Source organism: Streptomyces sp. 796.1 (genome assembly GCF_047525675.1).
Classification (GTDB): Bacteria; Actinomycetota; Actinomycetes; order Streptomycetales; family Streptomycetaceae; genus Streptomyces.
Genome location: NZ_JBLIWA010000010.1, coordinates 1 through 13,031, shown reverse-complemented (window position 1 = coordinate 13,031; position 13,031 = coordinate 1). Strand labels below are relative to the sequence as shown.

The following is a 13,031-nucleotide window of genomic DNA, read 5'->3' as shown; positions in this document are numbered from 1 at the left end:
CGTACGGACGGCAGCAGCGGCCAGCCACTGACCGAGGTGGGCGCCTGCCGTCGCCCGGGCCCGGTGGCCTCGCGTGCGAGCGCCCCGGGGCCGACCGCCACCCCCCACTCCTTGTCTCACCCACCGCCCCTCTGTGAGGAATGACTTCCGGTGAACAGTGTGATGATCGAAGCCGTCGACGTCGGCCGGTCCTTCGGCGGCACCCAGGCCCTGGACGGCGTCAGCTTCCGCATCGGCCAGGGCGAAGTGCTCTGTCTGCTCGGCCACAACGGGGCGGGCAAGAGCACCCTGGTGAGCATCCTGGCCACCGCCCTGCTGCCCACCCGCGGCACGGCCCGGGTGGCCGGCTACGACGTGGTGCGCGAGGCGGGCGAGGTGCGTCGCCGCATCGGCCTGACCGGCCAGTTCGCGGCCGTGGACGAGAGCCTGACCGGCCGGGACAACCTGATCCTGGTGGCCCGGCTGCTCGGCGCCGGCCGTCAGCAAGCCCGGGCCAGGGCCGAGGAGTTGCTGACCGCCTTCGCCCTGACGGATGCGGCCGACCGGGCCGCCGCCACCTACTCCGGCGGCATGCGCCGCCGGCTCGACCTGGCCAGCAGCTTCGTGGGCCACCCCAGGGTGCTCTTCCTCGACGAGCCCACCACCGGCCTCGACCCGGTCAGCCGCAGCGGACTGTGGGACCAGGTCCGCGCCACGGTGTCCACCGGCACCACCGTGTTGTTGACCACCCAGTACCTCGAAGAGGCGGAACAACTCGCCGACCGCGTCATCGTGTTGGGCCACGGCAGGACCATCGCCGACGGCTCCGTGTCCGAGCTCAAGGCGCAACTCGGCGTCAGCACCGTACGCGCCACCCTGGCCGATCCGGCCGCCACCCCGCGGGCGACCGAGGCGCTGCGCAGGGCCGGACTCGAACCCCAGCCGGGCGAGCCCACCGGGACCGTCGGCGTGCCGGTGCCCGAATCGACGGCGCTGGCCGCGGTCGTACGGGCGCTGGACGACGCGGGCGTGGCGATCACCGGCATCACCCTGTCCGAACCCACCCTGGACGACGTCTACATGGCACTCGCCGAAGAACTGCGCGGCTCCCCGGGCCCCACCGGCGCCCCCGTGGCCTGAGCCGGCCACACCCGCCACCCGCCCGAGCCACCCACGCTCAAGCCACACCCACACCCACACCCACACCCACCTCAGCCACGCCCGCGCCCCCTTCCCACCCGCGCACCACACCACCGCGCCCGCGGGCCGCGTCCCCGCGCCCACCGACGACGCTCATGCACCAGCGACCCCCACGACACCAGCGCGCCACCGCCCGGGCCACGCCACCCGGCGCCCGGGTCGAAGCCGCCGTACCGGCCGCCGCGCACCGCACCGCTGACCACGATCGACACGGCGAAGCCCAGAAGGAGCCGAAGGGCATGAGAGACGACATAGCGAACCTGGCGTTCACCACGATCCCGCGCTGGAGCGCTCCCGGCGGCGCCACGCCCCGTGCCGCGACCGCTGCCGCCCCCGACCCGGGGGCCCACGGCGTACGACTGCACACGGAGCTGACCGAGGCGCTGGAGCGCACCGCCCGCGGCCTCCGTACGGGGCTGCCCGCCCTGCTGCGCGCCGCCCACGCCCGGGTGCTGGCCAGCCTCGCCGCCGAACGGCAGTTGCTCATCGGCCAGCTCCCGCCGGGCGCGCCGGACCGCCCCGAACTCCTTGAGCTGTACGTCGCCGACTCGCCCTGGACGGAGCTGGTGGCGCACGCCGCTGCCGCCCGCGGCTTCGACCAGCCGGCCGGGGCGCACCCCGAGGTGGTGCTCGACCTGTCCGGCGTGGAGTGGGACGAGGACGCGCCGCAGGACCGGCCGGCCCCCGCGCCCCGGCTCGACGGGGCGCTGCTGTGCGTGTCCTGGACGCGCGACGAGGCGGGGCTCGCGCTGCGCGTGCTCTACGACCGTGCCGCCTTCGACGGTTCGTACGCCGGCCGCGTGGTCGGCTACCACCTGTCCGCGCTGCGCCTGCTGGCCGCCGATCCGGCCGCCGAGCACCACCGGCAGAGCCTGCTATCGGACGCGGAGCTCAAGCAGCAGCTCGACCAACTCGCCGGCCCCACAGTTGAGTTGCCTGACCGTAGCTTCATCGAGCTGTTCGAGGAGCGGGCGCGCAGCACACCTGATGCCCCCGCCGTCGTGCACCGCGCCACCCGGTGGACCTACCGGGAGCTCGACGAACGTTCGCACCGGATCTCCCGTGCCCTGGTCGCGGCCGGCGTCCGCACCGAAGACGTGGTCGCCGTCGTCATGGACCGCACCCCGGACTGGATCGCCGCCGCCCTCGGCGTGTTCAAGGCCGGCGGCGTCTACCTGCCGGTGCGCCCCGACTTCCCGGCCGCCCGCGTCGCCACCCAACTGGAGCGCAGCGACTGCCGCTTCGTGCTGACCGAGCCGGACAGCGAGGACCTGGTACGGGCGGCCTCCGCGGCGTTGGCCACCGCGCCGAGCACGCTGTCCGTGTCGGCGATCGAGGCCGCCGGGGGCCCCGCCGAACCGCTGGCGCTGCCCGTCGCCTTCGACCAGGCCGCGTACATCTACTTCACCTCGGGCTCGACCGGCACCCCCAAGGGCGCGCTGTGCGAGCACGGGGGGCTGCTCAACCACCTCTACGCCAAGATCGACGACACCGGTCTGGCGGCCGGGGCCGGGGAGGTCGTCACCCAGATCGCCTCCCAGTGCTTCGACATCTCTCTGTGGCAGTTCGCCGCCCCGCTGCTGGTCGGCGGTGCCGTGCAGATCGTGGACACGGTGACCCAGCTCGACGTGACCGCCTTCGTCGACGAACTGGTCGCCGGCGGCGTCACGGTGGCCCAGGTGGTCCCCTCCTACCTGGACGTGCTGCTGACCCACCTGGAGGCGCACCCGCGTCCGCTCGGCGCGCTGCGGGTGGTGTCGGTCACCGGCGAGGCGCTGAAGCGGGAGCTCGTCCAGCGCTGGTTCGCGGCCTACCCGGACATCCGACTGGTCAACGCCTACGGCCTGACCGAGGTCAGCGACGACACCCTGCACGAGGTGCTGGACCGGGTGCCTGAGCGGGACTTCGTCAGCGTCGGCAGGTCGCTGCGGAACGTGTACACGTACGTGCTGGACGAGAACCTGCTGCCGGCGCCGCTCGGTTCGCCGGGTGAACTCGCGTTCGCCGGCGTGTGCGTGGGGCGCGGGTACGTCAATGACGAGGAGCGCACCCGGCAGGCGTTCGTGGCCGACCCGTTCCGGCCGGACACCCGGATGTACCGGACCGGCGACTTCGGCCGCTGGCTGCCTGAGGGGCGGATCGAGTTCCTCGGCCGCCGCGACGAGCAGGTGAAGATCCGCGGCTACCGGGTGGAGATCGGTGAGATCGAGAACAGGCTGCTCGGGGTCGCGGGCGTGCGGGAGGCGGCCGTCGTCATCGACGGCGGCGCCCGCCAGCAGCGCAACCTGGTCGCCTGTTACGCGGGCGAGGAGGGGCTGACCGCCGACCGGCTGCGCACCGCACTCGCCGCCGCGCTCCCCGACTACATGGTGCCGGCCGCCTTCCACAGGCTGGAGCGGCTGCCGCTGACCGAGAACGGGAAGGTCGACAAGAAGGCGCTGACCAAGCTGGCCGCGGCGGTCATCGCCGAGGCCGGCCCCGCGGACGCGCCGCGCACCCCGGCCGAGCGGCGGCTCGCGGCCCTGTGGGCCGACGTCCTCGACCTGCCGCAGGAACGCATCGGCCGGCACGACGACTTCTTCGCGCTGGGTGGCACGTCGTTGGCCGGCGTGCGGCTGCTCATCGCCCTGGACCGGGCGCTGGGCCTGAAGGACCTGGTCGACCGGCCGACCCTGGCCGACCTCGCGGCAGCACTCGAAGCGACCGGTCACCCGGCCGCCACCGAGTCCCCGGCGGACCACGACGCCGGCCCGCTGGCCGAAGCGGCAAAGGCGGCGGAGCCCGAGAGCGCGTGACCCCCGTTCGCTCCGACGCACCGCCGGGGGAGCGGGGCGAGGCAGCGCCCTGGCGGCGCACGCGGAGCGGCCCCGGAGGCCACCCACCCGACACGAGGAGGGGCGCACCCGAACGAGCGGGTGCGCCCCCGTGGGCGTGGCCGGTCTGCGGCGGTACGGATGCGGGTGTGGGCGCCGGTGTGGAGCGGGTCCGGGCCCGTCGTACGGAACGTGGCTAAGTGTTCACTGGGCGAACGAGCCGCCGAGGCCCACGATGATCTCGCGCTCCCCCCGGTAGGGCTCCCGGCTGTGCGCCACCCGTACGTTGTCCACCACCAGCAGATCGCCGCGCTGCCAGGGTTCCCGAACGGTGTGGCGCTCGTACACCTCGTTGATGAGGTCCACGGTCGCCGGCTCCAGCGCGGTGCCGTCGCCGTACCGGGTGTCGAACGGCAGCGCGTCGGGCCCGAACTCGCTGATGAGGAACTCGCGCACGTCGGGGGCGAGGGTCCAGCCGTTGAGGAACGCGATCTGGTTGAACCAGCAGCGCTCGCCGGATTCGGGGTGGTGCACCACCGCCGGGCACCGCTGGGTCGTGTGCAGACCGCCGTCCTCGCTCCACCGCGTGGTGATGCCGCGCGCCGCGCAGTACTCCTCCACCTGCGCCCGCTCGGCCACCCCGAAGGCGTCCTGCCAACTGAGCCCGACGAACGGGTTGTAGTGCCGCTGCAACAGCCAGCCCTCCCGCTCGAAACGGGCGACGAGCTCGGCCGGCAGGTCCGCCAGGACGGCCCGGGCATCGGCCAGGCCGGTCACCCCGCCGCGGCGGGGCGGCGTGCAACAGGCGAAGGCCAGCACCCGGGGTGCTTCGGCCGCGTAGCTCAGCTCGTGGTGCATGCACATGGGTTGGTCGGCGGGCCACTGGGAGGAGGAGTAGACGCCCGGCGCGTACTGTTCCCGCGGCGCGAAGCCCTCGCGCTCGACCAACCCGGTGCCGATGACCTCGCGTACGGCGGCGACCGCCGACCCGCGGTCCGCCAGCGGCAGCCCGCGGACGAGCACCGCGCCGTGCTGCGCCACCAGGGCGTCGATGTCCGAGCGGTGCGCCGCGACCCAGGCCGCGGCGTCGTCGGGCGCATCGGCTGCGGCGTCCAGGCGGGCCAGGGTGTGGGGTTGCAAGTCGACCATGGGTGTCTCCGTTTCGTGTCGTTGGGGTGGCAGGCAGGCAGGCAGTCAGTCAGCCAGGCAGCGGCCGGGCCGAGCCCGGGTGGGCGAGGCGGGGCGGGCCGGGCCCGGCGTCGGCCCACCAGCACCGGCGCCCGACCACCAGCACCTAACCCACCAACACCCAGACCCACGCCCACGCCCGACGGGGCCCACCCAGCGGCGGCGGCCCGCCCGGGGCGACTAGCGTGCGGGGCGTTGGAACGCCCAGACCGCCAGCGTCGAGCCGCACAGCGCGACCAGCGCACTGGTGCCGAGCGCCGACCACACCTGGGCCCCCAGCGGCTGGTCCAGGGTGAGCGCACGGGCCGCGTCCATCGCGTACGTGAGCGGGTTGACCGTGGCCAGCACCTGGAGCCAACCCGGCAGCCGCTCCACCGGGACGAAGGCGCTGGAGGCGAACATCAGCGGGAAGGTGATCAGATAGCTGGCGCTCTGCATCGCCTCGGCGCTGCGCAGCCAGGCCGCGAGCGCCAGGAAGATCCACATCATGGCCCAGACCACCACACAGGTCAGCAGCAGCGCCGCGAACATGCCGGGCAGACCGCCGTCCGGATCGGTGTCCAGGAACAGGTTCGCGACCACCAGCAGGATCACCAGTTGTACGGCGGTGCGCAGCAGGTCGGCCAGGCTGCGGGCGAACAGCAGCAGCGGGGCCTGGATCGGCAGCGTGCGCAGCCGGGACACCACCCCGTTGTCCATGTCGCGCACCAGCCCGATGCCCGAGGCGATCGCCGGCCCGATGCCGGTGGTCACCAGCAGCGCCGGCAACAGGTAGTCGAGATAGGCCACCCCCTCGGGCAACTGCCTGCGGTTGACGATGCTCCCGAACACCTCGCTGAACAGCAGCAGGATGAAGACGGGTTGCAACAGGCTGAGGAACAGCGCCCTGCGGTGCGCGAAGTGGGCCCGGACGGAACGGCCGGTGAGGATCAGCAACTGGGTCGCGGGGCTGCTGCCCTGCCAGGGCTGCACGGGGCGGTCGACGTCGACTGGCGGTGCTGCGCTGGTCATGAATTCCTCCGATTCATGGGCCCGGCGCGGGTCTTCGCGCATCGGTGCCCCGGCCGTCAGATGCCGGCCAGACGAATCCACGACGCCTGGCCCATTTCCTTGGGTCACCGGTCGGAATGAATTCGAGAAAAGGTTTTAGCGCATGGAACTCGTGCGCGAGGCGACCGCAGTCGATGGGGTCGACGCGCGGCCTCGGGGAAATGTGGGGAAAAGCTGAGCGATAAAGGTGGCCGGGCTTCGATGCTACTGCCGGAGCGCAGCCACGGCGTCGGATCCGATGACCGCTACTGGACGGTCCGCCCCGGAACTACCGTGCTTTATGGGTGATTTGACCTCAATGTCGTGGTGGGGTTTGGGGGCCAGTGCAATTTGCTGTCAGTCGCTTCCCTGCCCGCTCGGCCCCCGGTACAAAAAACCAGAGCGCCTTCTCGGCAGGCGCCATCAATTCGTGATCACGAAGGGCAGGCCCCGGTTATGACGGGAATAGTCACCGCCCCCAGCGTCAGCGCACTGATCCGCAGCCACACAGAAAGCAAGCCAGCGAAGAACGCTGCGGCATTCGTCACCGACCCGGGACGCGAGGACGGCACGCAGTGGCTGACCCGCGGTGAACTCGACCGCCGGGCCAGGGCCATCGCGCTGCGGCTGGCGGCCCACACCGAGCCCGGCGACCGGGCGCTGCTCCTCTACCCGGCCGGGCTCACCTTCCTGACCGCCTTCTTCGGCTGTCTGTACGCGGGCGTGGTCGCCGTGCCCTCCTCGCTGCCCGGCCGATACCACCACGAGCGGCACCGGGTCGGCCGCATCGCCGCCGACGCCGGCATCGCCACCGTCCTCACCGATGCCGCGACCGAGCCCGACATCCGGGCGTGGACCGCCGAGGCGGACCTGGCCGACCTGCCCTTGCTGGTCACCGACGACGGCGCCGACCCGGACCCGGCCGCGTGGACCATGCCGCCGACCGACCACGAAACCCTCGCCGTCCTCCAGTACACCTCCGGGTCAACGGGCGACCCCAAGGGCGTCATGATCAGCCACGGCAACATCCTCCACAACAGCGCCCACCTGGTGGACCGGCTCGAACTGGACGAGGACGCCCCCGTCGGCGGCTGGATACCGCACTTCCACGACATGGGCCTGATGGGCTCCATCCTCCCGCCGCTGCTGGTCGGCTCGGCCACCGTCCTGATGAGCCCCAGCACCTTCCTCAAGCGCCCGCACCTGTGGCTGCACATGATCGACCGGTTCGACCTGCGCGCATCGGCCGCTCCCGACTTCGCGTACGACCTGTGCAGCCGGCGCGTCACCGAGGCGCAGAGCCAGGGCCTGGACCTCTCCCGCTGGCGGCACGCCATCGACGGCTCCGAGCCCGTACGCGCCGCCGTCCTCGACCGCTTCCACCGCCGCTTCGCCGGCAACGGCCTGCGCGCCGACGCCCCCACCCCCTGCTACGGCATGGCCGAGACGACCCTGTTCGTCTCCGGCGCCGTCGGTACCGCACCCCGGGTGGCACAGGTGGCCGCCGACCACCTCGCCCGCCACGCCTTCCGCCCCGCACGGCCCGGTGAACCCCACCGCACCCTGGTGAGCTGCGGCCCGCCCACCGGCGCCGACCTGCGCATCGTCGACCCGAACGACCGCCAGGTGCTCCCCGACGGCGGCGTGGGGGAGATCTGGGTGCGCGGCCCCGTCGTCGGCCACGGCTACTGGAACCGGGAGGCGACCAACCCGGCCGAGTTCCACGCCACGACCGCCGACGGCGACGGCGGCTACCTGCGCACCGGTGACCTCGGCGCCCTCTTCGACGGCGAGCTCTACATCACCGGCCGCCTCAAGGACGTCCTCATCCTCCGCGGACGCAACCTCTACCCCGGCGACATCGAGGACGAGCTGCGCACCCAGTTCCCCGCCCTCGCCGGCCTGGTCGGCGCCTGCTTCACGGTGCCGGCCGACGAACCCGACGGCGTCGACGCACTCGTCGTCACCCACGAGGTACGCGGTGTCCGCGAAGCGGAGCAACTTGCCGAACTCGCCGCGGAGATGCGGCTGATGGTCGCCCGCGAGTTCGGCGCCCCCGTCGGCGGCCTGCTGCTGCTACGGCCGGGCAGCGTACGCCGCACCACCAGCGGCAAGGTGCAGCGCTCCGCAATGCGCGAACTCTTCCGCACCGGAGCACTGGAACCCAGTTTCGCCGACTACCCCGAGGACCGGCTGCGCCCCGTGCTCCCGGCCACCGCAAGCCGGGGGGCCGCCTGATGGCCACCGCACCGGCCGGGCCGGGCCAAGGCGCCGCACCCGCCGTCGACCGGCTCACCGAACTACTCGACGGCCTCACCGCGGACGAGCAACCCTACGCACCACACCGGCTCGCCGCGCTCGACCTGGCCGGCGCCTTCCCCGAAGCACCCTGCCACGTGCTCGACGTGTTCGGACTGCGCCAGTACTACGTGCCCGCCGAACATGGCGGCGCACTGGACGACTTCACTGTCGTCATGCGCCTGCTGCGCGCCGTCTCCCGACACGACCTGACGGTCGCCGCCTCGCACGGCAAGACCTACCTCGGCGCCGTGCCCACCTGGATCGGCGGAACCCCGGAAGCCGCCCGCAGCCTGGGGCGCCGGGTGCTCGCCGGCCAACTCGTCTCCTGCGCACTGACCGAACGCGACCACGGCAGCGACCTGCTCGGCGGCGAGGTGGTGGCCACCCGCACCCCGTCCGGTGGCTGGCGGCTGACCGGCGAGAAGTGGCTGATCAACAGCGCCACCCGAGCCGACCTGGTCACCGTCCTGGCCCGTACGGACCCCGCCGGCGGCCCGCGCGGCTTCAGCCTCTTCCTCGTCGACAAGGCACGGCTGGCCCCGGACGCCTACGCCTGCCTGCCCAAGGTGGCCACCTACGGCATCCGCGGCGCCGACATCAGCGGCATCAGCTTCGACGACACGCCCCTGCCGGACGAGGCGCTGATCGGCGAGGTGGGTCAAGGCATCGAGACCATCGTCAAGGCCCTGCACCTGACCCGCACCGGCTGCGCCGCCATGTCACTGGGCGCCGGCGACCAGGCCCTGCGCCTGGCCGCGACCTTCGCCACCCGCCCGTACGACGGCGACCAGCAGCTCTTTCAACTACCGCAGATACGCAGGGAGTTCGACCGCGCCGCGGCCGAACTCCTGCTCGCTGACGCGACCACCCTGGTCGCCATGCGCTCCGTGCACGCCCTGACCCACGAGATGAGCGTCGTCTCGGCCGTCGCCAAGGGTTACGTGCCCACCCAGGTCGACGGCATCATCGCGCGCCTGCTGCACCTGCTCGGCCCGTACGGGCTGCTCGGCCCCGACGACCCGCACGGCCGCTTCGCCAAACTGGAGCGCGACCACCGCATCATCGGCATCTTCGACGGCAGCAGCCTCGTCAACCGCAACGCCCTGATCGAGCAGTTCCCGCGCATCGCCCGCGCCTACCGCAAGGGCCGCTGGGACGCGGCCGGCCTGGCCGAAGCCACCTGCATCGACCTCCCGCTGCGCCCCTTCCGCGGCGACGAGCTCAACCTCGTCTCACCCACCGGCTCGTCGCTGGTCGCCAGCCTGCCGGTGGCCGTGGCCGACCTGCGCGAACGGGCCGCCGACGGCCGCGCATCGGCCCGCCTGGCCGACCTGGCGGGACGGCTGCTCGCGGCCACTGACCGGCTGCACGCGGAACTCGCCGCGGTCAGGTTCCCACCCAGGGCCGTCCCCGACACGGCCTTCGCACTCGCCGAACGCTTCGAGCTCACCTTCGCCGCCACCGCCGCCCTACACCTGTGGCTGAACGCCAGGGCCCCGCACACACCCGGCCGCGACACACCCACCCTCGACACCCGGCACCTGCCCACCGGAGCCGGGCCCGCCGACGGGACGACTGCGCAGGTCACCGGGACAGGCCCGCAACCCGGCCCCGAGACCTGGCTGCACGGCTGCCTGCTCGCCGCCCTCATCGACCTCGGCGAACCGGTCGAACAGGCCGAGCACACCATCTTCGACACCCTCGCCGACACCACCGTGCGGCGCGCCCCCGAAGGCTGGCCCACCCTCGTCGACCACCTGGCGCCCGCCCACCCCAGGGAGGCGACCACCGCATGAACCCGGCCCGAACCACCGACGCCACCTCCACACCCACCCCGACCGACGGCGCGACACACCCCGACCACGTCGGCCCCGCCGCGGCCCTGGAACACCACCTGGGTGACCCGTACGACGACACCAACCCGTACGGCTTCCGGGCCCTGGTCGCCGCGCACGAGGCGGGCCGACCGCTGACCGGCGAGCCCTTCGCCCACCACGTGCCGCAGCCGCAGGACCGGGCGGCGCTGCCCGCCCTGCGCGCCCTCTACCGCAGGTCACCCGCGCTGGCCGGGCCCGCGGCCGACCAGACGCGGGCCACCGCGGCCCTGCGCACCGGCGCGGCCGTCGGCACCCTGGACTCCGGCCTCCGGCTCACCCTGCGCCACCTGCGGGCCCGCGAACTGTACGGGGCGCCCGCCGTGGACATCCCGCAACTCCGCGCGGTGCTCGCCGGCGCCTTCGCCGACCTCTTGCTGTGCGACGCCCTCACCACCCCGACCGCGGACGGCGACGGCCCGGACACCGCACGGTCACGCGCCGTCCAGGCCCTGGTGCCGCGCGCGCTCCAAGGCGCCATGGACCGCCTCTCGATGCTCCTCGGCTCCCGCTTCTACCTCAGGGAAGGCGCCCACGCCGGGTTCCCCCTGCTGCTGCGCGAACTGCAACACGAACTCTTCTCCGCCCGCAGCCACCAGCCGACCAGCGAAGACCGGCACCCCGGCCCGCCGCCCACCCCCAACGCGACCGAACTCCTCACCGCCGCGCAGACCACCGACTTGTGCGACCCCGCCTGGCTGGCTGCCGCGCCCGCCCGCGCCCTGACCACCGACGTACGCCGCCCCACCCAACCGACGGGCGCGGTCCAAGCCCAGTTGTACGCGGACCTCGTACGCCGCTACGAGACCGGCCACTCCTTCGACCTGGCCGACCGCCCCGTACCCGACCGCCCGCACCGCGCCCCCTGACCCACCCGCCGAAGGACACCCATCGAAGGAGAGTCCCACCGTGTTGGAACCCACCATCGACACCCACAGCGCCGACAGCCTCCGCACCTGGCTGATCGAAAGCGTCGCCACCCACCTCCAGCGCCCCGCCGAGACCATCGACACCACGGCCAGGCTGTCCGACTACGGACTGGACTCGCTCTACGTGCTGGCCGTCGCCGGAGAGTTGGAGGACCACCTCGACGTCTCCCTCGACCCGACCCTGATGTGGGACAACCCGACGATAGACGGCCTCAGCGAGGCGCTGGCCAAGGAACTCGCCACCCTCGCCTGACCCGGCACCACCTCCGGACGGCCGCGCCCGTAGCCCGCCACCCCGCACGACCGAGAGGACCGCCCCGCCATGTCCGACGCAGCTCCCACGCTCCGTCCGGTGTCCGCCGCCCAACTGGGCATCTGGGTCGCCCAGCAGCTCCAGCCGGACAGCCCGCTGTACAACTGCGGCTCCTACCTGGAGATCGCCGGCCCGATCGACGCGGAACTCCTCGCGGAGGCGGTACGGCGGGCCGTCGCGGAGACCGAGGCGCTGCGGTCCTCCTTCACCGAGGCCGGCGACGACGCCGACGGCGAGCCCGGCGCGGCGGCCGGTGCCGGGCCACGCCTGCACCAGGTGGTCCAAGCCGCCGACCCCAACCCCCTCCAGATACGCGACCTGCGCGCCGAACCGGACCCGGAGGGCGCCGCACACCGCTGGATGGACGAGCAACTCGCCCAGGTCTACGACCTGTCCCGGACACCACTCAGCCACCAGACGCTCCTCGTCCTGGCCGACGACCGCTCCTTCTACTTCCACCGCTACCACCACGCGGTGCTCGACGCCTTCGGCCAGGCCGTCTACGGTTCCCGGGTCGCCGCCCTCTACACCGCACTCGCCACCGGTGCCGAGCCACCCGCCACCACCTTCACCACCCTGGACCAGGTGGTGGCGGCCGAGACCTCCGACCCGCACTCCCGCCGCACCGGCCAGGCCCGCGCGTACTGGCTCGACCAGTTCGCCGACCTGCCGGACCCGGTCGCGCTCGCGGGCCAACCCGGCAGCAGCACGCACAGCAGCCTGCGCCGCATCGTCACCCTCCCGGCCGAGCTGGCCACCGGGTTGACCGCGCTGGCCGACCGCCTGGGCGTCCAGTGGCCGGCGCTGGCCATCGCGGCCACCGCCGCGTTCTACCACCGCATGACCGGCCGTACCGACCTCACCTTCTCGCTGCCGCTGGCCGGCCGCACCGGCCGGGTCTCGCTGACCACGCCGAGCGCCATGGTCAACGTCCTGCCGCTGCGCGTGACGGTCGATCCCCAGGCCACCTTCGCCGACCTCGCCGCCCAGGTCTCCCGCTCGCTGTCGGACGCCGTACGCCACCAGCGTTTCCGCGGAGAACAGCTCTACCGCGAACTCGGACTCTCCGGCGGCCGACAGGCCCGCCTCGGCCCCACGCTCAACGTGGTCGGCTTCGCCAACGACCTCACCTTCGGCGCACTCCCCGCCGTGGCCCACCCGCTCTCCACCGGCCCGGTCAACGACCTGAAGATCAATTTCTACGGCTCGACCGCCACCGGCACCGGAATCCGCGTGGAGTTCGACGCCGATCCCACCCTGTACGACGCCCGCGAGATCGACGCCCACCAACAGCGTCTGGTTCGGGTCTTGGAGTGGGTGGTGGGTCATCCCAACGGTGTGGTGAGTGGGGTTGAGGTGTTGGGTGTGGGTGAGTTGGAGGGGTTGTTGGTGGGGTGGGGTGGTG

9 protein-coding genes are annotated in these 13,031 nt (G+C 73.0%); 7 read left to right on the top strand and 2 right to left on the bottom strand.

The features are described from left to right. The first annotated feature begins 150 nt into the window (after positions 1–150). Together ACMA1D_RS09005 and ACMA1D_RS09000 are read left to right on the top strand one after the other, a co-directional pair. Entirely contained in the window at positions 151–1,119 is a 969-nt protein-coding gene (locus tag ACMA1D_RS09005; protein WP_414723339.1) for an ATP-binding cassette domain-containing protein, read from the top strand. A gap of 299 nt (positions 1,120–1,418) precedes the next feature. Next, positions 1,419–3,974: a non-ribosomal peptide synthetase gene (locus ACMA1D_RS09000; RefSeq protein WP_414723338.1), complete on the top strand. Its 2,556-nt coding sequence runs from the start codon at positions 1,419–1,421 to the stop codon at positions 3,972–3,974. A gap of 222 nt (positions 3,975–4,196) precedes the next feature. Here ACMA1D_RS09000 and ACMA1D_RS08995 read toward each other — a convergent pair whose 3' ends face one another. Together ACMA1D_RS08995 and ACMA1D_RS08990 are read right to left on the bottom strand one after the other, a co-directional pair. Continuing rightward, the gene (locus ACMA1D_RS08995) at positions 4,197–5,141 is read right to left on the bottom strand and encodes a TauD/TfdA family dioxygenase (RefSeq protein WP_414723337.1); all 945 of its coding nucleotides are present in this window, start codon (positions 5,139–5,141) and stop codon (positions 4,197–4,199) included. Between the two features lie 219 nt (positions 5,142–5,360). Then, on the bottom strand, positions 5,361–6,191 hold the full coding sequence (locus ACMA1D_RS08990; protein ID WP_414723336.1) for an ABC transporter permease: 831 nt from the start codon (positions 6,189–6,191) through the stop codon (positions 5,361–5,363). Positions 6,192–6,665: 474 nt separating this feature from the next. Here ACMA1D_RS08990 and ACMA1D_RS08985 point away from each other — a divergent pair, with 474 nt between their 5' ends. The 5 genes from ACMA1D_RS08985 to ACMA1D_RS08965 all read left to right on the top strand — a co-directional run. Further along, positions 6,666–8,447 carry a fatty acyl-AMP ligase gene (locus ACMA1D_RS08985; protein ID WP_414723335.1) on the top strand — a complete coding sequence of 594 codons (1,782 nt, stop codon included), beginning with the start codon at positions 6,666–6,668 and terminating at the stop codon, positions 8,445–8,447. Further along, the gene (locus ACMA1D_RS08980; protein ID WP_414723334.1) at positions 8,447–10,306 is read left to right on the top strand and encodes an acyl-CoA dehydrogenase family protein; all 1,860 of its coding nucleotides are present in this window, start codon (positions 8,447–8,449) and stop codon (positions 10,304–10,306) included. The genes ACMA1D_RS08985 and ACMA1D_RS08980 overlap by 1 nt, the downstream gene beginning before the upstream one ends. Next, positions 10,303–11,253 carry a hypothetical protein gene (locus tag ACMA1D_RS08975; protein WP_414723333.1) on the top strand — a complete coding sequence of 317 codons (951 nt, stop codon included), beginning with the start codon at positions 10,303–10,305 and terminating at the stop codon, positions 11,251–11,253. Before ACMA1D_RS08980 ends, ACMA1D_RS08975 begins: the two co-directional genes overlap by 4 nt. A gap of 40 nt (positions 11,254–11,293) precedes the next feature. Then, on the top strand, positions 11,294–11,566 hold the full coding sequence (locus ACMA1D_RS08970) for an acyl carrier protein (protein WP_349991581.1): 273 nt from the start codon (positions 11,294–11,296) through the stop codon (positions 11,564–11,566). Positions 11,567–11,635: 69 nt separating this feature from the next. Continuing rightward, on the top strand, positions 11,636–13,031 hold a 1,396-nt coding region (locus ACMA1D_RS08965; protein ID WP_414723332.1), incomplete at its 3' end, for a condensation domain-containing protein.